The following is a 25061-nucleotide window of genomic DNA, read 5'->3' as shown; positions in this document are numbered from 1 at the left end:
CAGTATTCTTAATATGCTCTGTACCATTATAAGGTCTCTGTAGTCAAAACACAATTACACACAATGTAAATTTTACATGATGAACGGTTTCAGCGCCTTTACATTTAGTTTACAATTATCATGCTTCTTTGATGAAATTGCTGAGGATCGTAAACATCCGCTCTTTCCCAGATTGAAATGGCACTGGCTCGAAGCTTGCTGCCTGCTGAATCACTTCGCCGAGATCCTCTCCTTCTCCCCAGCTCAGGATATGCTGCTGTTCCAGGAAAATGGACAATAATTGCAGCTGGTGGTCATCATTATGTTCTCCGTATTTTTTCAGCCTGGCTGCTGCGATGACCTTTTTCCCCTTTTTCAAGGCGGAGATGACCGAGCCGGTGCCAGCATGCGTAATGATAAGGCGTGCTTCCTCCATCAGCTGATCCATCACTTCATAATTGACGAACGGCTTGATTGTCAGCAAGTCACTTTCAAACTTCGTATGTCCTGCTTGGACGACGACTTCATCTGTGATGATCCCTTTCCGTTTCAGCCTCTCCACTTCCTCGAGCAGCCGGGTGAAAGGAAGCTCATGTGTACCCAAGACGACCAGTATCAATAGATGGACCCCCCATAGACCGCTTTCGGATAAATCTGTTTCATCGTTTCCCATTGGACGATGAATAAATCGGCGATTGGATAGATCAGCTTGCCTGATATGGTCGGAGAGGTGGATTTTGCAAAGCTCTCGATGAAGATGACTCGTTTCCTGAACAGTTTCGCGATATAGCACATCGGCACGGATGTATGCGCTCCTGTTGAGATGACAACATCCGGACGATGCTTAAGGAAAAGGAAAATGGACTTTATGATGTTATAACTGAACTTGAATATATAGCGAAACGGATAATTACGTGCTCCGTAGACAAGGAAGCTCATCGGATGCTTGTCTTTCATTTGTTCCGTGATTTCGGATTTTTCTGTCACGATGTGATAATCATATTCCTTGAATAGCGGCTCGAGCTGCAATAGCTGTGTCAAATGTCCGCCGATAGAAGAGATCAGAAGCAATTTTTTCTTTTTCATCACTGATTCGCTCCATTCCAGTTGAGATGAGATGCTATTGAAAGAATTTCCCCGGTTTCTGCTTGAGCAAGCCATACAGGAACCCTAGGAACAATGCCAGATAAAATCCTGAAGCCGGTGATGAGAGAATATGACCGGCAATGAATGCTGCACCAAGACCAATACAAGCCCCTATCCCGCTGAACAATGCCGTTGCGTCCAATGTTTTGAAGCGCTGCCTGAAAATGAATACCAGGATGCTGCCGATGACAAACACTACCGGCAAGATCAAGATGAATGTCCCGATGTATCCAAATCCGAAGAACCAGTCCAGAATATCCATCTCGATTATCCTGGGTTCCTCTCCCGTATAATTCCCGCCGATCCCCATACCGAAAACTTTCTGAATGACAGGTGCATGCTCGAAATAATACAGAACCGTACCGAAAAATTCTTCCCGTCCATTCAGCGCCATGAGCTGCCAGGAGCTCCACTGTCTGACACTTCCGGGAGGGGGAACCTCTCCTTCTCCTTCCGGTAATGGAGGAGCCTGGGCTTCTTCCTGCTGCTGAGCTGCCTTCTCGTTAGCCATATCGACTGATAAACCCAAGTTATTGCCGATCGGCATTTCAGGCGAAATGAGAACTGTGACTGCCAGCAGGACAAGCATGACACCTGCCTGAATGAAATTGTTTCGTTTGATGATTGCCTGTACGAGAAGTAAAAGGAATGCCAGCCCCAACACAAGCAAGGCTGCTCCGAATGCGACCTTCGTACCGATTGTAAGCATTGCCCAAATCATGACCGCTACAAGGAGTGTACATATAATTTGTGCAAGCCTGCCTTTCTTTATGAACAGATAGTAAATCATTGCACCGCAGAAACCCATACCTAAAATGGCACTGATTTCATTACCGGAAAAGAACCAGCCGGAATGCCCTTGCTTAGCCAAGTAATCGTAACTGCGTTTCCCGGTGCCGGTTATTTCAGCAAGGAGCATCACCACACTGACGACACTTGTATTGATAAATAGATATTTCGGTACAATCTCTTTCCATTCATGATTTCCACCCAGATGCCGGAAAATCATTACATACACAAGCAGTGCGGTGATGAAGAAAAATGTCTTCAAGATGAATGTCAGCTCGCCTACTGTGGAAACGGGATCCTTCCAGACCAGACTGACGCCGAAGTTGATGGCAAAGTAAACAGCAAGCACAGCCATATAGATGACCGTATTCCTGCTCCAGCGCCGATCTGGATAGCCAAGCATGTACAGTATCCCGATTGGTATGACGAGCAGCCGGACTGGATTGGAAACTGGAATCCCGAAATACGACAGCAGATCGAGAAACGGCTGAGCTAAGATGAAGAAAATGAATAGTTTTTCGAATGTATGATGTTTGTCTGTAAGTTTCTGTGTCAGGGCTTGCAAAATGATTGTCCTCCTTCGTGCCACTCTTGCCAATTACTTAGCAGCGGAGCCGCCTCTTCCCAATAAGATGTTGAATGATTTGATTTTCATCAGGAATACACAGATGAGAAATACGATGACCCCGGCTGCTGAACAGATCAGAATCGTCACGATCGGCTGTGCTTCACGCAAGGTTCCCTTGATCAAAAGGACAGCGATTCCCATGATAAGCACCCCGGCAGTTGTCTTGACGACATCCGTGAGCATAGCGCGTACAGGTATCCCGCCTGTGAGCTTCCGGAACAGAAGGAAACAGGCAGTTGCATAAATCAAACCCGTTACCGAAGTAGAAAGCGGTATTCCGATAAAACCGAAGCTTTCTATGAATAAGTAGTTGAGCAAGAACTTCAGGCCGATGGATAGCAATCCGAGCCGCATCATGTAATGACCTTTTTCCATCGTATAAAAACCATTGTTGATGATGATGACCAAGCTGTAGAACAGAATCGTGCCAAAATAGTAATAAGCTGCCATGCTCGTCTCCCCGACATCATGGGAGGTGAATCTTCCTCTTTCGAATAGAAGAGAGACAATCTCCGGCATCAAGAGCATCATGCCTGTCAATACAGGCAGCAGTACGAAATACATAATCTGCAGCCCGCGAGTAATGTTTGCTTTGAAACCATCCATGTCTTGCTTGGCATATGCGGCGGCAAGCAGCGGAAATACGATGGTGCCGATGCTGACCCCGACGATATTCTGCGGAAATTGCGTCAAGTTCTTAGCATAATTCAAATATGTAACGAAACTGCGCCCAAGCATATTGGCAAATGAATTATCAATCAGCAGGGTAATCTGTCCGATCATCGCAGTAAGAGCTACCGGGATGAAGATTCGGTAAAACTGCTTGTTTTCCGCCCAATCGATTTTGCCCCGCAGCGAAAGTGTGCGTTTTGGCAGTAAAAGCGCAAGCTTGAATAGCAAGCTCAAGATGACACCCGCCAAATTACCGAAAGCAAATGCATATGCTCCTATATCATCAGCAAAGAGCAGCGCACTTACGATGGTTCCCAAAAGCACGATTGCCTGTGCGAGTACGGATAAGTAATACTTGTTCTCCGCATCGAAGTATGCCTCCAGTACGGCATTGACGCCGACGAATAGTAGAGATGAAAGGAAAATGATTGTCATGATTGTTGCCATCTGTGCATTGTCGCCTGCCAGATTCGGATACAGCAGCCGGATATACAGCGGCGCAATAAAGATGAAAACAATCGATATCAGCAAACTGAACAGGAGCGTTCCTTTCCATACATCCTGAAGATGCGCCAGCCCCCTGTTTTTTTCCTGATATTTGATATAACTTGGAACGAATGCACTCTTCATTCCTGTTGTCAGGAAAAGAATGAACATGTTCGGTAATGCAAAGGCCGCAAAATAAGCGTCCGCTTCACTCCCGGCTCCGAAATAATAGCCTATAAGCATATCCCGGATTAACCCTGAGACCTTCAGTACAAGGGTCACGAACAGCAGCAGCAGACTTGCAATGCGAAGTTTCGACTTCATGAAAAGGACCTCTCTCTATTTGCCCATGCAGCATGTAGCTTCAGGGATGCGTATTGCTGGCTAAATTATAAAACTGAATAGAAAGCCGTTTCAAGGCAATTTACAGTAACTTAACGTACACTGACGCGGGTAACACGACTTCATCCCTTCCAGTTACTGGGCTAGGGGATAACTTTACAAAATATTCGTATATTCATACTATTTACAATTACTTCACCATTGGTTAACAGTTGCATAATAATCCTTTGCTAGACTTGGTTCGACATATCCTAGAAAAGGAATGGAGTGTACGTAGTGAAAATAGCTGTATTGATTCCATGCTACAACGAAGAGCAGACAATCGGCGATGTCATCGATGCCTTCCGAAAACAGCTGCCGAACGCGGAAATCTATGTGTTCGACAACAATTCGAAGGACAAGACGAGCGAGATTGCCCGGCGGCATGGCGCCATTGTCCGTCATGAATTCCAGCAAGGAAAAGGGCATGTCGTCCGTTCGATGTTCCGGAATATCGAGGCGGACTGCTATGTGATGGTTGATGGGGATAATACATATCCTGCCGAATTCGTCCATGATTTGATTGCCCCGATCCAGGAAGGGCGCGCCAATATGGTTATTGGTGATCGTCTGTCCAATGGCACTTATGTGAAAGAGAATAAACGCAAGTTCCATAACCTGGGCAATACGATGGTGAAGAATTGTATCAACTTCCTATATAAAAAGAAACTTTGTGATATCATGACGGGCTATCGTGCCTTCGATCGCCTTTTCGTCAAGACAATGCCGATCATGAGTCCCGGCTTTGAGATCGAGACAGAGATGACCATACATGCCCTTGATAAGCGGCTGTCGATCGTGGAGGTGCCGATCCTCTATCGCGACCGCCCAGAAGGAAGCTATTCAAAATTGAATACATTGGCTGATGGCCGCAAAGTGCTGTATAAGATTTTCAGCCTTTTCAAGGAATACAAACCGATGCTCTTCTTCACAGCCTGGTCCGCTCTTTTTCTCATACTCGGATTGGCCGTCGGCATTCCGGTCATTGCAGAATATTTTTCTACCCAGTTCATCACCCGGGTTCCTTCTGCAATCCTTGCCGTCGGTTTGGTCGTCCTGTCGGTGCTGAGTTTTGCTTGTGGCGCGATATTGGATACGGTGGCGTCCAATCAGCGCAAGCAATATGAATTGGAATTGAACCGGATCCAGGCAGAAAGCAAACCGAAACCCGTCCAAGGTATGACCAGAACTGGAGGCTCCATATAATGACGCGCGTTCTAAACCTTTTGATCAGTGTGGCTGCAGGTCTTGCAGCCACTATTTCTGTATTAGCCATCATGCAAGCCAGACAGGATACATCGCTTTTGAAGTATGTTGTCCTTTCTATTGTCAGCATTTGTTTCTTTTATGTGTTTTGGATGTATCGCAGACAGATTTTTCAGTCTGTATTGGAAAAAAGCTACATAATGGTCGGCATCGCTTTACTCTCCGTCTATACGCTGATCAGCTTGATAGACTGGCCGCTGTTCATCAATCGGCCTTGGTATGAAACGGCGATTGTCGATCTCATTTCTCTAGCGACCATCTTCTGTTTCTTCTCCTACCTTGCTTTTCTCCTGCTTAGGGGAGGCTATGAATGGAAGCGAACAGACGTAAGCAAATGGCAGATCCTATGGTATATGCTGCCGATGATCTTCGTTTGGATGTTCTACTTGCTTGCCTTCTTCCCGGGTAATATGAGCCCGGACTCCCTGAACCATTGGCGGCAAGTGGAGAATATGGAGTTCAATAACTGGCATCCATTCGCGTATACGATAGTGATACTGGTTCTGACGCAGCTTTGGGACTCCCCGGCTGTCATTGTCCTATTCCAGATTTTGCTCATGTCGTTTGTATATGCTTATGGAATATATTCCTTCCGTCAATACGGGCTTGGTAAGAAAATCGCCTGGGTTGCGGCTCTTCTATGGGCTGTACTGCCGATAAATGGCATCTTCTCCACCATTCTCTGGAAGGATGTCGTCTATAGTATCTTCATCGTCTTTCTGACTATCTTTGTCATGAAGACGGTATTGCAGGAAGGCAGAAACTTACGGACATGGAGCGGAATAGCGACATTCACTGTCGTATTGCTCGGCATTGCCTTCTTCCGGAACAACGGATTGCCGATTGCCGTGTTGACCGCCATTGGTATGCTCATTGTCTATCGACAGAGCTGGAAGCAGCTACTGAGCCCGCTTGTGCTAGTCTCTGCACTTTACCTTGTCGTCACTGGACCGGTATTCACGGCTTATAATATCCAATCCGCCAACCCAAATGAATCGATGAGCATACCGACGCAGCAGATTGCAGCGGTTGTGTCCCAGGATGGAGAGCTGACAGAAGAGCAGCTCGCCTATTTGGATACGATTCTGCCAATAGAAGACTGGGATGCGTATAATCCTTATCTGACGGATCGGATCAAATTCCATGACAACTTTAAAGACGATGTGGTTGTCGCAGATATGGGTAAGTACCTATCGATTTGGTTCGACATTGTAAGGCAAAATCCTGCCATCGTCATCGAAGCTTATCTCAAACAAACTTCCCTGGTATGGCAAATCAATAAACCGATTGATGGATATACGAACCCTTACACGATCGATGTTGATCCGAATGAGATGGGATTGGAAACAAATCCGGTGAGCCAGACGTTGTATGACGTTTTGGAATATGGGCTGGAAGCATCCCGCTACCATACAGAAGAGCTTTTCTGGCGTCCGGCGGTATTCAGCATCCTCATCATCCTGTTTAGCTTGATTGCATCCCGTAAGCTCGGAGCGATTGCATGGCTGCCTATTTTGCCCGTCCTGTTCAATACTGCGACAATCTTTGTCGGGCTGCCGGCACAGGACTATCGCTACCAAGTCAGCAACGCAATGGTAAGTATCTTCTTCCTCCTCTTTGCCTGTCTGTATAAAAAGGGAAAGGAGCCAAGCGATGGAGAACGTACAACCTGGACGTGATAGCCATGACAAACCGAAACTAGGTATCGCCCTGATTCTTTTGTCAGCAGTATTTACAAGTGTCGGACAGTTATTATGGAAAATCGCAGATGGGCAAATCAATATTCCGCTGCTGATCGGCTGTATCTGCTATGGAGCAGGGGCGGTGACCATGATGATTGCATTCCGTTTTGGCAAGCTTAGTGTGCTGCATCCGATGCTGAGCCTTGGTTATGTATTCGCATTGATCATGGGTACCATCTTCCTCGATGAACACATTTCAGCCATGCATATAATGGGGACAGCGTTGATCATAGTAGGGGCAATCATGATCGGGGGTGGAGAAAATTAGCTGGTTCTTGCTGATTTCCTGTACAATGCTGGGAGCTGGCGGAGGTTTTTTCTTCAAGCGGGCCAGTGACCCGTCTGTACACACTTATCGAACACTGCTGATCGGACTGGTTTGTTACGGTTCTGCTGCCTTGATCAATATTTATGTGCTTACGATGCTTCCTTACTCGGTCGTCTTTCCACTGACAAGCATCACCTATGTATGGACGCTATTACTGTCGTTTTATCTTTTGAATGAACATATTAAACTAAAGCAAATAGCCGGTGTCGGATTACTTGTCGCCGGTGCTGCTTGTCTTGTCATATAAAAAACGACTCCCGCTTCACACTTGGGAGTCGTTTCCTTTTTCTATCATCGTATTGACTAATCGGTAAGGGCGAACCCGTACCAATTCGGTAAACTGTTCTGAAAGATTCAAGGTGGAAAATTTGAAGTCCGTATCTGCCCAATGCATGATGAAGCCGACAGTGGCAGCCATTTGGAAATGAATCATCAAGTCATAATCCACTGGAATCCTTGGACTTTCCGTTTCCAGATAAAACTCACCGGACAAGCATCGTACGAAGACGTCCAACATCTTTTCCGCTACATCGGGATAAAGAATCCGCAATGCCTTCAAAACACATCTTTCTTCGTAGATATGGGTGAATATGCGCATTGTTGACGGAGCTTGCTCCTGCAAATCGACATAGGCACTATCTTTATACGGTTCCAGCAATGCAACCGCTATGCCACCCAGGAAATCGGTAAGAATTCTCTCTTTCAAGCTCTCCTTATCGGTGAAATGTTTATAAAAGGTGCCGCGATTATAATCAGCTTGATCCGCAATTTGCTGAATGCTGATCCGCTTATCTTCTTGGGCTAAAATCAAATCCACATAGGCTTTTTTAAGCGCCTTCACACTTCGTCTGCTGCGTCGGTCCGTCTTTAATTTCAACAACAAAACCGCCTTTTTTGTTTATTAAATATCTTTTTCTTCTATTCAATTAACATTTTTGTTGACTAGGTTACATTACTTAAATTATTGAGCATTGTTACCTAGCTGTCAATGCGCTAAGATTACTTATGTTAATGCATTTCGAACATTTTCAGTTGGCAACTTCAACATAAACAGTAAAGGAGGCTCTCACAGTGAAGGAATTCCAAGGACAGGTTGTATTGATCACTGGTGCTGCCGGCGGTATTGGATCATCGGCTGCGAGAGCTTTTGCAAAAGCAGGTGCCAAGCTAGCGCTGCTTGATCTTTCAGCAGAGGCATTGGAAACGGCCACTGCTGAAATCGAAGCGGAGAAGCTTTTGCTTCCGGCTGACGTTACGATAGAAGAAGACATTGTACATGCTGTCGAGCGGACGCTTCGCCGGTTTGGACGTATTGATGTGTTTATCAATCATGCAGGGATCAGCGGTGATTTCGTCCCTATAACGGAACAAACAGCAAAGAGTATGAAAGAAGTCCTTCAGGTAAATGTAGTCGGCGCATTCCTTGGCTTGAAACATGTACTGCGTATCATGATTGAGCAGAAAAGCGGCGTGGTAGTCAATACTGCATGCAGCGGCAGTGTACTTGGCGGTCCCGGAATGAGCACTTACGTAGCCTCCAAGCATGCTGTGCTCGGACTGAATAAAACGGCTGCACTGGAAGTCGCAGAGTATGGTATTCGTGTGAATGCAGTTTGTCCTTCATCTCTCGATACGGAATGGATGGAAAGCATCGAGACGAAAGCTGCCAAAGGGAATGAGAACGCTGCCCGACATGGTTTTGAAGCAAGTGTGCCGATGAATCGATATGGAGAAGTCGGTGAGGTGACCGGATTGATGCTATTCCTTGCCTCTGATCGATCCAGTTTCATCACAGGCTCTTATTTCCGGGTCGATGGCGGTCAAGGTACAACGTCTATATAAAAAAAGAAAGACGGGCGACAGGTAACTGTCCGCTTCGTCTTTTTAATTGGATTCAATTTCTTCTTTAAGTTTGTCGTAGAGGATACGGGCACCTTCCGGACTTAAATACAGATTATCTGCATATTGTTTGTTTTCCGGTGTAATTTCCCCCGTTACGGCACAAGTAAAACCAGGCTGATATTTTCGGAAGATGATCTTGTCGCCTTCGACAAAAATTTCAACAGGATCTTTTTCTTCGATGCCGAACTCTCTCCTAATTTCTTTCGGCACGACGACACGGCCTAGATGATCGACCCGTCTCGTAATCCCGGTACTCTTCATGAAAACGCCTCCTTTACTGTGATATTCTCACTATACTATATTTTTCTAATTATTGAAATTATTATTGTCGCAAAAAGGCGCAAACAATTTAATGTTCGCGCTTTTTTGCTACTGCAGAATTCCTTCCAACTCCTTGCGTGTCCGATCTGTTATGGCAGCATCCGAGCCAAGGTAGAAGATTTCCGGCTGATCATTGATTTTATTCAGGAATGCCCTCGTCGGCTTTGTGACAGCATCCGGTCTTGTCAGGATGATCGGTGCGTCATACTTGGCTGCAAGCGGAGCACCTGAAAGACTATCAACTGTTGTCTGACCATTTGCGAAGAATACTTGATCCGGATTGGTTCCATAATACTTCGTGATGACCGCTGCATTCGTCGAATAACGATCAGGTCCTTCTACACGCTCAACAGATGCACCAAGCTGCTTGATTTGATCTGATACGCGCTTGGAAACGACTGTCTCACTTCCGATGATCGTCACTTTCTTGATGTTATTGCGTTTTATATAAGTCTTTACATCATCATGCAATTCAGCTGTTCTAGTCAGTAAGATAGGGATTCCTTCGCTGCCTGCATGCGGTCCGATTGTCAGGGCATCAGGTGATTTTTCATCGCCGACGGCCAGGAAGATTTCAGACGGCTTACTGGAAACAGAGGCTACTTCTTCTGCCACTTTTACACTTGTCGCATAACGATGGGAACCAGCTACACGCTCAATCTTGCTTTCAGGAAAATTTTTACGCAGGTTATTCTCGACATTTTTCGAAATCGCTGGTTCTGCACCGACGATATAAATCGTAGAAGGGTCCAGACGATCAATTTCGGTAATGGTCACCTGCTCGAGCTTGTCCTGGTCAGTCAAAAGGAGCGGAGAATCCAGTTGCGCTGCCAGTACGCTCCCGGTAAAAGCATCGATTGGCAGATCGCTGCGCCCAAGTACGACTGCGTCAGGAGATTCCAAATGCCAGCCATAGTTTGAGATGCTTGCACTTGTAGCATTACGGCGGTCACCTTCCAGATTGTGTACGACTACCGGATCTGTGCTCAGGTAACCGCTGGCTACATAACCAGTCTTGCCGCTGCTTGTACGCACAGGATACCATACATAATGATTCACATTGGAATTATTGGCAGTATAACCACCAGTTATTGTCAGCTTCTCGCCACGAGGCAATGTACCGATGGAAGATCCATTCGGGCTACTGCGCAGTGTGAGCCGATCAGCTGTGACATAGACGGTATTGCCTTTCCCATAATTTTGTGTGCTTTCATGCAACGGTCCAGGAGTGGATACTTGGTTTGTCTGGAAAGAGAAATACGAACCAAGTTGGCCGCTGATTCTCCCCGGTGTCAACAGATGCGTCGGAAATGGTGTTGTCGAAATCAAGGACTGATTCCCCATCTCCTTATAAATAAGCTCCTGGTAAGCCGTTTGTGGATTGGCAATCGGGTCGTTCCGCTCCAAGCGGCCGTTATATGCCAAAATGGCAAAGTACCAGTTTTCCAATTTATCAGGATTCCCGTCATTGACTTTCGGAATCAAATTATACGGCAGAGCGGATTCTGCTTTGGCATTGGCTTCATTCCATTTGTCTTTCAGGATTTGCATGCCGCGATCGATATTATAATCGATATCGTGCATCAGCTTCTGGATTTCCTGCTTGTCACTTCGATCATAGTCGGATACCTGCATGATTCCAATACCGATACAGTCATAGCCGATCACTACATTCGACCCATCAGAAATGCTGCAGGAGGATATGCTGCCATTCGTATACTGCTTCCAGCCGCTTTCACGGAAAGCGATCGATTTGACGATTTCCGGCGGTACATCATATTTGACGGCCGCTGCTGTCAGCTTACGGCTGATTGTGTCATAGCTTGGGTTCGTATACCCGGCTGCACTTGCACTGAATGTACGTGCTTTTGCACTGTTTGTTGCCGGTTCCGTCCGTTCATCCGCTTTTGTCACTTGCTCCGGTGCTACTGTGAATGCCTCGATGTAGACTTCTTTCGGCTCGGCAAGGGGCACATCCTGTTCTACTTTCGGGTAGCTCACTTCGAGCTGGGCCCCTTCTTCATCAATAGCGAGTCTCGCTCCTTCATATAAATCCGATTGATAAATGCGTTCCAATTTTTCATTTGTCACATGCAAAACATCGAATTGCAATGCTTGTGCAGTACCATGCGTACGATACTCTACAATCAAATAGGAATCATCAGCCATGTTCGCTTCCTGAATGGAGGCTATGTCGGCATCCGGAATCGTGGAATCATAAAGTATCCCGGCATCTCCGGTGATACGAAGTACACCACTTATATCATTCGTCACTTCGACAGTTTTCCCATCCGACAGCTGCACCGTCGCAGTACCAGTTGAAAAAGTATGACCGCCCGATTCTGCTTGGACATCAGCTGGCTGGATGAATATTAAACATGTGAGAAATAGACCAGCAAAAAAGACAATGAGATAGGTCGCTCTGCTTCTTTCCACCTGTTACCCTCTTTCTTTACTAGATTCGCAGTACAAAACGCTTATGTCGAATTTTGTATTGCTTCTTTTAAACTATAAAAAGAGCAGGTGAATTTTACTAGACACTCAGAACAAACTTAACAATGCAGAACCCTATTTTACAATCGCTTAATAAAAAAAGCCCAACCGCAGTTGGACTTTACACGGAGAATATCTTCGTCAATCGGGGCTTGATTGCCTCCACTTCATAGGCTGAAGCTGTTTGCATCGCTGCTTCCCGCATGGATTGCTTCGCCTCTTCCGGCAGTTCCATGTACGACTTGATACTGTCTGCCAGTGCTTCTGCAGAACCCGGCTCGAATAAAAAGCCGTTCCGGCCATCTTCCATATAGTCAAGCAGTCCAGCCATACAGCTGCCAATAACAGGCGTACCGCAGGCCATTGCTTCCAGACCTACAAGGCCGAGGCTTTCTCCTTCCCGCATCGTCGGGAAACAGAACACTGCCATGCTATTGTATACACTGTTCAGCTTTTGCTGGGACAAAAGCGGGAAATGAACGAGATGATCCCGCAAGCCAAACTTGTCCACCATTGATTCGAAGTCTTCTTTTTCCAGACCATCACCAATGAACAATAACTTGCAGTTCCCAAGCTTCCCCTGCTCCTTGAGCAGCTCGGCGGCTTTCAAATACACATCCCAGCCTTTTCCTCGATCAATACGGCCGACGAATCCAATATAGCTGTATGCCGGATTGATCTCCAGCTCCTGGCAGGCAAGCGTTGTTTCCTTCTCATGAAAGGTTTGCTTATTGATACCGCCGGATGGAAAGATTTCTATCCGGTTCGTCAAGCCGTACTTCTGCTGTACAAGCTCCTTGTAATAAGCACTCGGTGTGATCACAGTATCCGACACTTCCAACAGCCGCTTTACATAAGGCTGATATTTTTGCCGTTTTTTAAACTCTGGCACCACATCACTGCCGTGCACATTCGTGTAGATGACCATATTCTTGTTCAGCTTCTTGGCAATTAGCACAGGTATGGAATTATGTGTCGCATAGTGCACATAGGTGACATCGTATTTCCGGAATAACGATTTGCCGATCACTTTGAAGAAGTGGCTTCCATAGGCCATCAGCTTGCCTATCGAACTCGACTGTTTCGTCACGACAGTACGGTCGAAAGCCACCCCCGATTGGGCAAGGATCTTCTCTGTATTTTCGACGAAAACCCCATAATTGGGATGTTGCTTGCTAGGATACATATTTGCGATTAAATGTACTTTCATAACAATGTGCCCCTTACGTACATGATTGTAAACAAATTGTACGCTTATTCGACAAAACATGCAGTAATATCATCTACTTCTTTAAAAACAATTTACAATCAATGGTCAAGCAGTCCGAGCAGGAATTCATAGCTTGTAAAAGAATCCTTCCACGTCGACCATGTCATGTCATGAGGTTTCCAGGGTGTAACGAATGGTTCGTTTTGATAATGCTCCCCTTGATCTACCGGAATATATGATCCAGCTTCAAGGCCTGAGGTGACAGCAGCCTGCTCAGCATTCTGAGCCCCGACTTCCACCTTTGCCGTAAATAACTGGCCGTTAGCCATCTTCCAGATCTGATCTTCATTCACTTGACTTGGGTTGACGGTGGGCGCTTGACTGGCAAGGGCAATTAAAATGCCGGTATCCAAATGGTAACCTGCCAAAAGCTGATCAGTTTGGTCATCTTCGGTAAGGTAAGATGCTTCAAATTTGTAAGTACTTTCTGATGATGCAGCAACAGGCTGTTCCGCCAAATCCGTGATCTCCCCTTCCAGGACAGGCCCGCCATCTGGGAGCTTCGCTTCAATCGTCATTCCTGCCTGCACCCGCTTACGATCCGCTTCAGCCAGTTCACCGGTTATGACAAGCTCGCTGCTCTTCAGGAGTACAATCGGCTCATTGCCAGCCTGCCCGACTGATTTAACCGTACCTGCTGAAGGACTCGTGACAGTCACATATTCTCCCGTTTCCTCTAAATCCGCCAGCTGTTCTTCTGCTGCAGTCAGCTCAGCATTCTTCTCGGAAAGCTCCTTTTCCAAACCGATACGGTATTGCTCCTGCATTTGTGCGGTCTGCTCTTGCGTTGTTTGACGCAGCGCTTCATTTGCAGCATTTGCTGCTTCTTCATCCTCCGTTTGCTCGATCGCTTCCGAGAGGGAAGCATCAACGCCGATGTCTGTTTCCTCCACTGCTGAAATGGCCTGCTCCACTGCCTCGGCCTGTGCCTCCAGCTTGGTGATGGAGGACGTCAGCTCGCGATATGTTTTCCCATAATCAGCTGCTTGATAAGTGAAGAGGTCGTCCCCCTCTTCTACTTTATCACCTGGCCCGACAAGCATTTCGGATATCGAACCTGATTCTGGATCCAGATAGACTGGTACTTCTTCTGCTGATGCCAACACAGCAGGGACGGACAATGTCTCTTTTACATCCTGCGCTGTCACCTGCTCCCACTTATGTATAAAATTCGTCCTGCCTACACGGCCTTCATCGTCCCAGAACAAAATAGCGATATTGGCCAGTACAAGGACGATTCCCAATGGCAGTAAAATCTTTTTCATCATCCTTTAAAGCCCTCCTATGCGAAGATGAATGCAACAATCTTATTCCCGATACCGCCAAGCAATGTCAACAAAAGCACATAACAAAGATAGATCATGCCGACAACTGCCCATACATGCCAGCGTTTTGCCGGGAACAGTACAAGCAAGCATCTGGTCTGGAAATACAGGATGAACATTTGGAACAAAGAAACGGCACCAAACAGGCTGATGACCCAAGGTCTGTCGGTGAATAAATCAGCAAGGACGCCAAACGAAAAAGGCGAACGATCCCATTCCAGACCGGCTGCCGGCAATAAAAGCAGCCAAGAGAGAGCTTCCAGCAGGAAAACTATACTCACGCTTAACTGGATGATAAGCAGCTTTTCATAAGGAATTTCATAAAAAAGATAGAATACGAGCGACACAACGAAGATGACGAGCAATCCAAGTAACAACCCGGAGAAAAGCCGTCCAATGATGAACCAAAATTTGGCGTATTCATATTCTGAACCTATGTAGCCTGATTTCAATTGATTCAGCGTCTCTGTACCGGCACCCATCCATCCAAGTGCTGTGTAAACGAGGCAAAATGCCAGCAAAATCAGAATCGTCCACCGCCAATGGCCGCGGAGCTCCTCAGCTTCCCGCAGCTTGAATAATGTCTCCTTTGGTTTAATCAGAAGGCGGAAAGGATTCGTATGATATGTCATGTTTTGTCATCCTTTTTCTATGTATATAGTAAAAGATTACCGTAACTTATAGAAATTTGCACATATATTTACAATAAAAAAATAGATTGGCAAAACGCCAATCTATTTGATGAGACTATTGCTTGGTCGCAGAGCAGTGCGAGTCTTCGCCTGTCTTGGGACAGTCGGGTCGCTGAGCTTCCCTTTCGTGTATTGCAATCCCACATAGGACAGTAGGGATACCGCATATAAAATCGGTGCATATAGAAGACCCCAAGCAAATGTTTGCGTGATGTTCGATTGATCCAGCGCTTGATCAAAAATACTGCGCCATAATGTATGGATCAAATATATGCCGACTACATTCTTCGCAACCATGCTGACATATCGGTGCTTTCCGATATGTCGTGCTTTCAAGGTGAACAGCAGCAGGGATACCGTTAAAGGAATCGTGCTGATGAGATATTCTCCTTGCGGCAAGTCCAGCCCGTAATGCAAGATGTAACGTTCCAACAATTGTAACGCAAAGCCAGCAACAATAATCATACCGACTGTTCTTGTACGGATTGCTCGTGCTTTCTCGATGATTTGCTTTTCATATAACCCGAAGCACGCTCCAAGAGCGGTGTAAAACAATCCGAAGTAAATACCGTTTCTCGTCGTTTCCTCCATCGTCACATGAAACAGTGGTCCGTAAGATTGCCCGAGGAGACCAATCAAATTTAGTACAAGACCTGCCAGCAATGTAAGCTTGAGGATCCGCAGCCTGTAGGCAGTGTATATGATGATGATCGAAAAAATCAAAGCGAACATGAACCAAAGCTGAAATTGTGTATATGATATCCCGTCCAGTAATGTACGCCACTGCAGAGTATCCTGAAAGTAAGTTGTCAACTCCGCTTTTTGCTCGTTCATCGTTCCAGTAGAAGCAGTTAGCATCTTGATGAAGTCATATATCCAATAAAAAGCGAACCACGCTGCAAGCAGACCGATCAGTTTACCTGTATAGCGTTTGAAATATGCGAATGTGTCATCTGTTCGTTCCAGTTTCATCGCGAATAAATAGCCAGATGCAGCGAAGAAGAATGGGACAGAGAAACGCGCTATTGTATCAATGATGAATGCCCACATTTCCCCATTGCCGAATGGGACGGCTGTATCCCGGAATGTATGCGTATGGATACAAACAACTCCGAAGATAGCCAGACATTTGAAGAAGTCGATGGTATAGTTTCTGGTCATTTGCATCTACCTGCTTTCTTTATTTTAAGAAATCATATCCCTCTTTTCTTCTTTATATACCCGCAGCATTCCATGTCGCAATAGCTTTAACAGAACTGTAATGACAACACAAACTGTGTGAAATATGATTACAAACTCTATCCAGTGAGTCCTTATTTTTCCCATAAAAAAACACTTACTATAGGAAGTAAGTGCTTAGCTTGTCTGGCTTAGTGCTTGCATCAGCAAATCCAGCTTCTTGGCACGGCTTGGTGCTTCATATCCGGGATCCTGGAAATATTCGTCGAATGCAGCTGTCAATGATTCGAAACGGCTATCAGTCAAAATGGACTGATAGCATTCGAAAAGCTGACTGTATTGCTCGATGTATCGCGTCATTTTTTTGTCGAATCCGCTAAGATGATTAGCTGATGGCATGCCGAGGAATGCAGTTCTTGCCGGGTCATATATCGGATAATGGACATTCAATAAGTGCAGCATATGGGTTACTTGAGGGAACTGCATCGAAGGATTGCCCCGGCGATTCTTCACTTCATATAACGCTTCTGTCAAACCGACAATATTGCGCTTGTCCGGCTGACGTGCAGCTGCTTGAAACAGATAGAAAAAGGTCTGTTCGAATTCCTCGGTTAAGTTCGGATTGACCAAGCCTATGTAATGTCTTAATACATAGCGGAATACCGGATGATGATCAGGCCGCCTTGCCTCCCGCCTTAAAAATGCATCGAGGGCGATATCCTCCCGCCTGATTGATGTAAGAAGCGCATCCTTCTGAAGCAGCAGCTGCCCCAGCAGGTCTGTTCCGGTGTATGTAGTACGCATAAGACAGGTGTCCTCCTCCACTTTTAAGCTCGTTATGATAGTTTTCATGATAACATAACCGCTTCGGCAGAAGAAGTAATTGACAGTTCAGGATAAGGATTGACCGATGAAGAAGTGCTCATTGTTCAGCAGTGCGATGACAGTACCGGTCCGCTTGTATTGCTGGTCGAAGGAGCGCTCCGATGTTTCCACGAACAAAGCGGTACCATTATAGAAGCTGACTCGAGTGCGGCTTTTTGTTTCCTTGTAGGATTGGATGTGATAAAAAGACAGCCAGGCGCAATGGGAATTCGTGGGCGAGGACGTCGGAAGCATAAAAACACCGTGAGCAGGATGCACTGGGATAGGTACCTTCTTATCTGTCCGCAGCAGCCTGCCAATTGCATGCACCCTGCCTTCATAGGAAGAACCATACTGCATACAGCTATGATCGATGATGGAAAGAGGCGATTGTTCCACTATAATCTCTTTATCCGCTTCGAGGATGCGCGCTTGATAAATTGGATCATTCAGGTGAAGGACAGCAATGGTGTTGCGGGTGATGATGTACTGTTCCCTTTTTTCTATTTGCATGATTTCCCCCTCCAATATTGTCTTATACAAGACTATATTACTATAAACTGTATTTCCAATATGTAAAGGAGATGTAAAAAATAGTAAAAAAGAACGAAGCTTGATGCTTCGTTCTTTTATTTGATGGCAAATGTGATTTCCGCTTCGCAAGCAAGCTCGCCATCCACAGTCGCAGTCGCCTTCCCTTTGCCGACTGGTCCTTTCAGACGGATGATTTCCACTTCCAGCTTCAACGTATCACCTGGTTTTACTTGGCGTTTGAAGCGGCATTTGTCGACGCCGGCAAGGAAGCCGATCTTTCCTTTGTTCTCTTCTTTCATCAGCATGGCAAATGCGCCTGTCTGTGCAAGGGCTTCGATGATCAAGACTCCTGGCATTACCGGATAGTCAGGGAAGTGACCTTGGAAGAATGGTTCATTGATCGTTACATTCTTCTTGGCGACAGCTCGTTTCCCTTCCTCGATTTCGGTTATTTGATCCACTAGCAAAAATGGATAGCGATGCGGGATTATTTCTTTGATTTGTTGAACATCATACATAATATGGTGAACCTCCTGAATGGTTGTCTTTCCTAACGTATTATACCAAAAATGAAGCTTGTATGTTTAACACGTTTCCAAGTAGGGGTATGGTTCCATAAAAGTGCTGGGAGGTCAGTCAAATGCTCAATCTTTTATTATGGATCGGCATCATCATAGTCGCGTTTTGGCTCATTGGTGTCATTTTCAATATTCTCGGAGGAATCATCCATATCTTCCTTGTCATCGCTGCGATCCTGTTTGTCATTTATGCAATCAGGAAGAGCAGGGGCAGGAAATAGGAAAAGGCTTGCCCCGTATTCGGGAGCAAGCCTTTTTCAGGACTTCTCGTTTATCAAATCATAGATATGCGTCCATGTATCTCGTTTGAGGACATCCAGTGCATTGCCATCCCCAAGTACTCCATACCCGAATAGCATGCCAAGCATCAGGAAGATCACGAGGATGAGCGGCACCACAAGCAAGCGGAGCCAAATCGGAAACAGTCTTCTCCGCTGTTTTTTCTTCGGCGCTTTTTCTCCTTCTGCCTGCTTGTTCTTCTCATGTTGTTCTTTTGTCTGGAGTTTGGATGCATTACTAGGCATGGTGCTCTGGCTCCTTACTATTATCTTATCTGATTGATGAGACCATTCATCTGGTCACTCATGGAAATCGAACGGGCATTGAATTGATAGGCGCGCTGTGTATTGACCATTGCAGTCATTTGCTCACTAAGATCGACATTTGAGCCTTCCAGGCTGCCTGCCTGCAGTTCGACTTCTTCCGGAGCCAATCTTTGTGCAAGTGCCGGATCATCCAGCTCAAAGGCCGTATCGCCTGTTCGATTCAGTACGCGCGGATTATCGATTGCAGTGATCTCGAGGTTCGCTTCCACAGCAGTTTCACCATTACGGCCGACAACAATTTCTCCACGGTCATTGATTGTAATACTATCAAAATCAGGCTGTAATGCAATAGGACCATCGGCACCGTTGACAAAATCTCCATCAGCTGTTGTCAGCGCAACTGTTCCGTCCTGCTGCGGCTGGAGATAAAAGTTTCCGGCACGTGTGTAACGCTCTAGTCCGTCCGCGTCTGTTATCGTGAAAAATTGATTATCATTCACCAGTGCAGCATCGAGATTGCGATCTGTCGTCTGGATCGTTCCCATCGTCATGAGCGGGTTCGTACTACTCATATAAGCACCGGAACCGATTCGGATGCCATCACTTGTACTGCGATTGTCGGTATTCGCCTCATCATTCGGCGGATTGTTCAGCTGCTGATAAAGCAAGGAAGAAAAATTGGAGGTTTGCGCCTTATAGCCTGCTGTGCTCGTATTCGCCATATTATTGGCGATCAAATCCAATCGCTGCTGCAGCTGTCCCATCGTTACCGCAGCTTGTGTCATCATTCTGCTCATCTTGCTCCCCCTTTACAGCTTCCCTACTTCATTGACTGCTTTTCCAAGGCTTTCATCATATGCTGTCATGACCTTCTGGTTCATTTCAAACGTCCGGTATGCCTGCATCATGTCGGTCATGGTCTGCTCCATATCAACATTCGAGCCTTCCACTGCTCCTTGCACGATATTGAATGTGGCACCAGCTGTCGCACGGGCATCCGCAACCTGTGCTTCTTCACTTGCGGTATATACATTTTCGCCCTGCTTGTCCAGCAGATTGGCATCCTGTACGTAAGTCAGTCCAAGCTGGATGTTTCTGCCGCCGGTAAATTGCATCGTGCCATCTGCTGTCATCATGTATGTCTGATTGTTTGTCTGGATCGGATTCCCATCGGTATCCAAAAGATAGCTGCCTTGATCATTTGTCAGGAATCCTTCCGCATCAACCGTGAAGTTCCCATTCCGAGTGTACGCTTGTCCGTCGGCTGTTTGGAGGTTGAAGAAAACAGAGCCATTTTCATCCGGATAAGCGCCATCCACCAATGCCGTATCCGTACTGATGCCCGTTTCACGCAAATCTCCTTGCACGAAATTCGGAATCGTCTCTTGTACATACACGCCGGAATTGATGCTCCCGATTTCTTTTGAAACAGAAATATAACGGGATTCAGTGGCCGACATCGACTTGCTCTCCGTCGCTTTCAACAGCATTTCGGGAAATGCCCGCAGCTGGCCTTGATCTGCTTTGTATCCATTCGTATTTGCATTGGCTAAGTTATTGGACAGTACTTCCTGCTTGCGCTGCTGGGCGAGCATACCGGATGCAGCTGTATATAATCCTTTTAGCAATGTGGTGATCCTCCTAAGTAGTCAGATTGCCAAAAATCTTGGTTTCTATTACTTATATCGGCAGATTCCTAAACAAATTGAACCTCTTCTGCGTACAGAAGAGGTTAATTTCTCAAACTACTTTACGTTTCTCTAGTTTGTCGATATTTTCAAGCATGATGCCAGTGCCTTTTGCCACACAGCCCATCGGATCTTCTGCAATGAAGACAGGTACCTTCAGCTGCTCGGCAAGCAGCTGGTCGATGCCATGCAACAGCGCACCGCCGCCAGTCAGGATGATACCGCGATCGATGATATCTGCAGACAGCTCTGGAGGTGTCTGTTCAAGTACAGTGCGTGCCGCTTGTACAATCATGGCCACCGATTCTTGCAATGCTTCTTCGATTTCTTCCGAATGGACAGTGATGGTACGCGGAAGACCGCTCACCATATCCCGCCCACGGATATCGATGGATTCCTGACGAGAATCATGGAAAACAGTTGCAATCTCGATCTTGATATTCTCAGCTGTACGTTCCCCAATCAACAGCTTGTATTTACGTTTGATATACTGCAAGATTTCCGCATCGAACTTATCTCCAGCCATACGGATGGATTGCGCAGTCACGATATCACCCATTGAAAGTACAGCAACATCCGTCGTACCGCCGCCGATATCGACTACCATATTGCCGCTTGGCTGGAAGATATCCATACCTGCTCCGATTGCAGCTATTTTCGGTTCTTCCTCCAAGTATACTTTCTTACCGCCTGATTTCTCCGCTGCTTCCTTGATTGCTTTTTGTTCGACTTTCGTAATGTCCGTCGGGCAGCAAATCAGCATACGCGGTTTGGATAGAAAACCTTTTACATTGATCTTGTTGATGAAATAGCGAAGCATCGCTTCTGTCACATCAAAATCAGCAATTACGCCATCCTTCAGCGGACGAATCGCTTCAATATTGCCAGGTGTTCTGCCTACCATGCGTCGTGCTTCTTCCCCTACTTCCAGTACATTCCCTGTATTCCTGTCCATCGCGACAACGGATGGTTCATCCAGGACGATTCCTTTTCCTTTTACATGTATTAGTACGTTTGCCGTACCGAGGTCAATTCCTATATCTCGTGCCAATATCCTCAGATCCTCCCTGTAAAGATAGAACTTTGTCGCATCCGTTCGAGAACATAATGCTACTTATTTTATAGTGTAGCACAAAACATGGAGAATAGTAGCAATTTGTGAAAGAAAAGAAGGATAAAAGTAGGAATATTGGAAAGTGAATGGACATATCTTTACAGGATGAAAGTTGTGTTTCAGACCGGAGCGTCGGTATTTGTTTCCAATTTATACTTCAATTTGGTCGCTTCCCCGCCTCTCAGATGGCGGATCGCTTTGTGATAATCGAGGATTTCCTTCACTTCATTGGCCAAATCGGGATTGATTTCCGGCAGTCTTTCAGTAAGATCCTTATGCACGGTACTCTTGGACACACCGAATTCCTTTGCAATGACGCGTACTGTCTTTTTCGTCTCCACAATGTGCTTTCCTATGCGCACCGTGCGCTCCTTGATATAATCATGCACAGCCCATGCCTCCTTAAGTTGACGGTTCTTGATGTTCATGAGACAAGATGAGAAGCGATGAAGTAATCCGGATATGTACTTTTCTTTTGCAAGTCATAGCTGTTTGGGCATCTGCAGCATTGAGCGCTTCACACTCGTTCCCTTCAAACACTTACTTTGGTTTGTAACATCTTATTAGCTGTTCCTTTGTTTTATTCCATAAAAAAAGACCCTGCTAAATAGTGGAGGGTCTGTTGTTATCAATTTTTTGAATGGCGTACATGGGTAAACGGGAAAAATAGAAGTCTTTATGCCTGCGGATGAATAGGTGATAGGATGCTACTAAATAATCCTTATTTTGATGGATCAATCCATAGAAGTATTTATAGAATGCGGTCTGTTTTTCAGGTTTCCACTTAGGATATCGCTTTTTTGCATTATCGATCTCGCCAAGCTGGTATTCGATATAAGCGAGGGCATGCGGATCATCCGTCAGATACGCATGTGGAATACCGAAATGAGCAGCCACGATCGGCAGGACTTGCCTATCGAGCAATTGAGCAAGCAATGTTACATGATACTGTTTCGCCATCTTGCTGCCCTCTGCCAGATGGGAGAAGCTTGCTATCTTGTCATCAAAAAGAAATGTCAGTCCCATCTTGTAATGCTGTACGGCACGCTGGCCTGGTAGATATGTATGATGGAGGATATTTCTGCTATGTTTCCTGGCAAGGATCAATTCGTTCCGCTTCCAATGATACTGGAACAACAGCTTGTCCATCCGGACAGTCATCATCATCCGCAGAAGATAGTCTTTGATGAAGATGATCGTTTCCTGCAATTCATCCAAATAATGTCCGATAGCATGATAATCGTGGCAGTGAAAATGCTGATAGATCCTCCCGATCAAAACCAATGCCTTTGCTTCGGGAAAATCAGCTTGATGGCGGCTGATCTGCCTTTCAAATTCATCACCTGGCAGCTTGTACGCCTGATATTGGATGATCAGTTCATATAGACGAGCATATGATCTGTTTCGTTGATGCAAGGAATGCTTATTCCTTTCGATCACCAGTTGAAGCTCTTTCTCATAATAATTCATCCCGAGAAAATCCATTGCCGCAAGCAGCACGCCCGGAGAACCGGATTGCACACAGAAACTCGCAGCTAGATCTGTTACCTGCTTCACATCATGACTTGTCTCCACCAGTTGTATGAATGACCAAAGATCAGTCATCCGGCTTGTTGCAGCCGAGAGCTTGCCCAAGTCAGTTGCTTCCTTACGCAAACTTGATAAATTCAACGTTCCTTTCTCCTCTCACATTTCCCAATCTTACCTCCAAGGAATCACTTGACTTCGACTTTCTTTTTGTGCTTTGCACCATTTCATTATTCCATCTTTTCAGATAATTTCAAGCGGTTTCAGGATGGATTCGTTCGACAAATTCTTAGGTTTCCTGCTCATATTGTTGGACTGCTTTATGCCTAAAAAAAACAAAGAGGCTGGGACATAAATAAAATACCATTGCTTAAAAGCGAACATTGCTCATAAGTGCCGCTTCGGCAGGATACTCCGCTTTCCACGGGCACGGCCTTATCCTCCTCGTGGAAAGATCACCACTGCGGGGTCTTCAGCTCGTGCTGTTCCCGTTGGAGTCTCCGTATTCTGCCTACGCTGGTATAGATTAACGTCAAAAAACCCGAACTTACGTGTATCTTTGTTTCAAGATTCACGTCAATAGTTCGGGTTTTCATTTAGCTAAAACACTTTTGTCCCAGCCTCTTGTCGATCAAGTCTGTGCTTGGGAGGAAGAAGAAGTTGCTTCATCCTCTGGCTGCTCATCTTGTTCAGGAGATTTTTCTTCATCGGATGCATCCGGTGTTTCTTCCGAATCATCCGCTTCTTCTTTTGGAGCAGTGCCGGCGTCAGCATTATCCTCTGCCGGTGCTTCTGTCTCCTCTTGTTCCTTCTGTTTGCTTGTATCCGCTGCTTCTTCCTGCACCGCTTCTGTTTCTGCTTTCGCTTCCTTAAGCTTGCTTACCGGTTGGTTGAAGAAGCTTTCCGGGTTCACAGCTGTGTCACCATTGCGCACCTCAAAGTGCAGATGCGTTGCTTTGTCTTTTGCAAATAGACTTTGTCCGGCTGTTGCCAAGACATCCCCTTGCTTCACTTCTTGCCCGACTTCCACTTTCACATCTTCCAGACTAGCATAATACGTTGTAACCCCATTGCTATGTTCCATCTGGACAACGTTCCCATGCAGGGCATCTTCCTTCACTTCTGTCACTGTACCGCTCAAAGCTGCCAGGACATCGAAAGCTCCGCCATCTGCTGCAGCGTAATCCACTCCGGTGCTTTGATAGTATTTGTTGTCGTAGAGTACGAGTGCATTCTCTTGGGATTCGCTGTCGGCTTTGTGATCATAGAATTTTGTTACGACTGTCGCTTCTGCATCTTCTGCTACAGGAGCTTTCACAACTTCATCTTGCTCTGCTACAGGAGTAGCCTCTTCATCTCCATTGAAACCTAGGGAATCGAAGATACTTTTATCTTCTTCTGCCTGCTCAGGCTCGTTTGTACCGCTTTGGTACCACAATACCGCAGTTAAAAGCAAAGCGGAAATACCAAGATACAATGCTGGGAAAAACCATTTTTTACGGAAAAGACGTTTCCACTTGGATTTTGAAACGCTATTTTTTTCCTTCATAGATCATCACCTCTGCAACCATTGTGGTCACAAAGATAGATTCCTATACATGCGTTTGATGAA

27 protein-coding genes are annotated in these 25061 nt (G+C 45.9%); 6 read left to right on the top strand and 21 right to left on the bottom strand.

Annotated elements, in window-relative coordinates:
- Nucleotides 1-118: 118 nt before the first annotated feature.
- The 4 genes from pssE to murJ are packed head-to-tail and all read right to left on the bottom strand — an operon-like array spanning nucleotide 119 to nucleotide 4024.
- The gene (gene pssE, locus BLQ53_RS01290) at nucleotides 119-598 is read right to left on the bottom strand and encodes a PssE/Cps14G family polysaccharide biosynthesis glycosyltransferase (RefSeq protein WP_093725217.1); all 480 of its coding nucleotides are present in this window, start codon (nucleotides 596-598) and stop codon (nucleotides 119-121) included.
- Complete coding sequence (gene pssD / locus BLQ53_RS01285) at nucleotides 595-1065, bottom strand: PssD/Cps14F family polysaccharide biosynthesis glycosyltransferase (protein ID WP_093725215.1); 471 nt, start codon at nucleotides 1063-1065, stop codon at nucleotides 595-597. Before pssD ends, pssE begins: the two co-directional genes overlap by 4 nt.
- Before the next feature lie 34 nt (nucleotides 1066-1099).
- Entirely contained in the window at nucleotides 1100-2479 is a 1380-nt protein-coding gene (locus BLQ53_RS01280) for an O-antigen ligase family protein (protein WP_170829540.1), read from the bottom strand.
- A gap of 33 nt (nucleotides 2480-2512) precedes the next feature.
- The gene (gene murJ, locus BLQ53_RS01275) at nucleotides 2513-4024 is read right to left on the bottom strand and encodes a murein biosynthesis integral membrane protein MurJ (protein WP_093725211.1); all 1512 of its coding nucleotides are present in this window, start codon (nucleotides 4022-4024) and stop codon (nucleotides 2513-2515) included.
- Between the two features lie 294 nt (nucleotides 4025-4318).
- On the opposite strand from murJ, the gene BLQ53_RS01270 reads away from it, so the two are divergent.
- From BLQ53_RS01270 to BLQ53_RS01255, 4 genes are read left to right on the top strand one after another with little or no spacing between them, the layout of a single operon-like run.
- Nucleotides 4319-5287, top strand: coding sequence for a glycosyltransferase family 2 protein (locus BLQ53_RS01270; protein WP_093725209.1), 969 nt, complete (start codon nucleotides 4319-4321; stop codon nucleotides 5285-5287).
- A complete protein-coding gene (locus BLQ53_RS01265; protein ID WP_093725207.1) occupies nucleotides 5287-7026 on the top strand; it encodes a DUF6020 family protein in 1740 nt (579 codons plus the stop codon). Before BLQ53_RS01270 ends, BLQ53_RS01265 begins: the two co-directional genes overlap by 1 nt.
- Nucleotides 7001-7357 carry an EamA family transporter gene (locus tag BLQ53_RS01260; RefSeq protein WP_093725205.1) on the top strand — a complete coding sequence of 119 codons (357 nt, stop codon included), beginning with the start codon at nucleotides 7001-7003 and terminating at the stop codon, nucleotides 7355-7357. Before BLQ53_RS01265 ends, BLQ53_RS01260 begins: the two co-directional genes overlap by 26 nt.
- Nucleotides 7344-7664: an EamA family transporter gene (locus BLQ53_RS01255; RefSeq protein ID WP_244499199.1), complete on the top strand. Its 321-nt coding sequence runs from the start codon at nucleotides 7344-7346 to the stop codon at nucleotides 7662-7664. The genes BLQ53_RS01260 and BLQ53_RS01255 overlap by 14 nt, the downstream gene beginning before the upstream one ends.
- A gap of 15 nt (nucleotides 7665-7679) precedes the next feature.
- On the opposite strand, the gene BLQ53_RS01250 is transcribed toward BLQ53_RS01255, so the two are convergent.
- Complete coding sequence (locus BLQ53_RS01250) at nucleotides 7680-8294, bottom strand: TetR/AcrR family transcriptional regulator (protein ID WP_170829539.1); 615 nt, start codon at nucleotides 8292-8294, stop codon at nucleotides 7680-7682.
- Between the two features lie 194 nt (nucleotides 8295-8488).
- On the opposite strand from BLQ53_RS01250, the gene BLQ53_RS01245 reads away from it, so the two are divergent.
- Nucleotides 8489-9259, top strand: a complete 771-nt coding sequence (locus BLQ53_RS01245; RefSeq protein ID WP_093725201.1) for an SDR family NAD(P)-dependent oxidoreductase — start codon at nucleotides 8489-8491, stop codon at nucleotides 9257-9259.
- A gap of 42 nt (nucleotides 9260-9301) precedes the next feature.
- On the opposite strand, the gene BLQ53_RS01240 is transcribed toward BLQ53_RS01245, so the two are convergent.
- The 9 genes from BLQ53_RS01240 to fabZ all read right to left on the bottom strand — a co-directional run bounded on the left by BLQ53_RS01240 (nucleotide 9302) and on the right by fabZ (nucleotide 18515).
- Nucleotides 9302-9580, bottom strand: a complete 279-nt coding sequence (locus BLQ53_RS01240; protein WP_093725199.1) for an AbrB/MazE/SpoVT family DNA-binding domain-containing protein — start codon at nucleotides 9578-9580, stop codon at nucleotides 9302-9304.
- 108 nt (nucleotides 9581-9688) lie between these two features.
- Entirely contained in the window at nucleotides 9689-12076 is a 2388-nt protein-coding gene (locus tag BLQ53_RS01235) for a cell wall-binding repeat-containing protein (protein ID WP_093725197.1), read from the bottom strand.
- 178 nt (nucleotides 12077-12254) lie between these two features.
- Nucleotides 12255-13343, bottom strand: a complete 1089-nt coding sequence (locus tag BLQ53_RS01230; protein WP_093725195.1) for a glycosyltransferase family 4 protein — start codon at nucleotides 13341-13343, stop codon at nucleotides 12255-12257.
- A 98-nt stretch (nucleotides 13344-13441) separates the two neighbouring features.
- Nucleotides 13442-14671 carry an efflux RND transporter periplasmic adaptor subunit gene (locus tag BLQ53_RS01225; protein ID WP_093725193.1) on the bottom strand — a complete coding sequence of 410 codons (1230 nt, stop codon included), beginning with the start codon at nucleotides 14669-14671 and terminating at the stop codon, nucleotides 13442-13444.
- A 14-nt stretch (nucleotides 14672-14685) separates the two neighbouring features.
- Nucleotides 14686-15360 (bottom strand): hypothetical protein, encoded by a 675-nt coding sequence (locus BLQ53_RS01220; protein WP_093725191.1) that lies wholly within the window; start codon nucleotides 15358-15360, stop codon nucleotides 14686-14688.
- 102 nt (nucleotides 15361-15462) lie between these two features.
- Nucleotides 15463-16581 carry an acyltransferase gene (locus BLQ53_RS01215; protein ID WP_170829538.1) on the bottom strand — a complete coding sequence of 373 codons (1119 nt, stop codon included), beginning with the start codon at nucleotides 16579-16581 and terminating at the stop codon, nucleotides 15463-15465.
- A 195-nt stretch (nucleotides 16582-16776) separates the two neighbouring features.
- Complete coding sequence (locus BLQ53_RS01210; RefSeq protein ID WP_093725187.1) at nucleotides 16777-17403, bottom strand: hypothetical protein; 627 nt, start codon at nucleotides 17401-17403, stop codon at nucleotides 16777-16779.
- Nucleotides 17404-17490: 87 nt separating this feature from the next.
- Nucleotides 17491-17976: a competence protein ComK gene (locus tag BLQ53_RS01205; protein WP_093725185.1), complete on the bottom strand. Its 486-nt coding sequence runs from the start codon at nucleotides 17974-17976 to the stop codon at nucleotides 17491-17493.
- A gap of 116 nt (nucleotides 17977-18092) precedes the next feature.
- Entirely contained in the window at nucleotides 18093-18515 is a 423-nt protein-coding gene (fabZ, locus tag BLQ53_RS01200; RefSeq protein WP_093725183.1) for a 3-hydroxyacyl-ACP dehydratase FabZ, read from the bottom strand.
- A 122-nt stretch (nucleotides 18516-18637) separates the two neighbouring features.
- On the opposite strand from fabZ, the gene BLQ53_RS18690 reads away from it, so the two are divergent.
- Nucleotides 18638-18796, top strand: a complete 159-nt coding sequence (locus BLQ53_RS18690; RefSeq protein ID WP_139180824.1) for a lmo0937 family membrane protein — start codon at nucleotides 18638-18640, stop codon at nucleotides 18794-18796.
- A gap of 36 nt (nucleotides 18797-18832) precedes the next feature.
- Here BLQ53_RS18690 and BLQ53_RS01195 read toward each other — a convergent pair whose 3' ends face one another.
- From BLQ53_RS01195 to spoIIQ, 7 genes are all read right to left on the bottom strand, one after another.
- Nucleotides 18833-19099: a DNA-directed RNA polymerase subunit beta gene (locus BLQ53_RS01195; protein ID WP_093725181.1), complete on the bottom strand. Its 267-nt coding sequence runs from the start codon at nucleotides 19097-19099 to the stop codon at nucleotides 18833-18835.
- Nucleotides 19100-19119: 20 nt separating this feature from the next.
- Nucleotides 19120-19917, bottom strand: coding sequence for a flagellar hook-basal body protein (locus BLQ53_RS01190; RefSeq protein WP_093725179.1), 798 nt, complete (start codon nucleotides 19915-19917; stop codon nucleotides 19120-19122).
- A gap of 12 nt (nucleotides 19918-19929) precedes the next feature.
- On the bottom strand, nucleotides 19930-20748 hold the full coding sequence (locus tag BLQ53_RS01185; RefSeq protein ID WP_093725177.1) for a flagellar hook-basal body protein: 819 nt from the start codon (nucleotides 20746-20748) through the stop codon (nucleotides 19930-19932).
- A 112-nt stretch (nucleotides 20749-20860) separates the two neighbouring features.
- A complete protein-coding gene (mreB, locus tag BLQ53_RS01180) occupies nucleotides 20861-21862 on the bottom strand; it encodes a rod shape-determining protein (protein ID WP_093725175.1) in 1002 nt (333 codons plus the stop codon).
- A 179-nt stretch (nucleotides 21863-22041) separates the two neighbouring features.
- Complete coding sequence (gene spoIIID, locus BLQ53_RS01175) at nucleotides 22042-22311, bottom strand: sporulation transcriptional regulator SpoIIID (RefSeq protein ID WP_093725173.1); 270 nt, start codon at nucleotides 22309-22311, stop codon at nucleotides 22042-22044.
- 214 nt (nucleotides 22312-22525) lie between these two features.
- Nucleotides 22526-23593 carry an AimR family lysis-lysogeny pheromone receptor gene (locus tag BLQ53_RS01170; protein ID WP_093725171.1) on the bottom strand — a complete coding sequence of 356 codons (1068 nt, stop codon included), beginning with the start codon at nucleotides 23591-23593 and terminating at the stop codon, nucleotides 22526-22528.
- A 487-nt stretch (nucleotides 23594-24080) separates the two neighbouring features.
- The gene (gene spoIIQ / locus BLQ53_RS01165) at nucleotides 24081-24998 is read right to left on the bottom strand and encodes a stage II sporulation protein SpoIIQ (RefSeq protein WP_093725169.1); all 918 of its coding nucleotides are present in this window, start codon (nucleotides 24996-24998) and stop codon (nucleotides 24081-24083) included.
- Between the last annotated feature and the right edge of the window lie 63 nt (nucleotides 24999-25061).

The organism is Terribacillus halophilus (genome assembly GCF_900101385.1).
In the GTDB taxonomy this organism is placed as follows: domain Bacteria; phylum Bacillota; class Bacilli; order Bacillales; family Amphibacillaceae; genus Terribacillus; species Terribacillus halophilus.
This window is presented reverse-complemented; position numbering and strand designations above follow the sequence as displayed.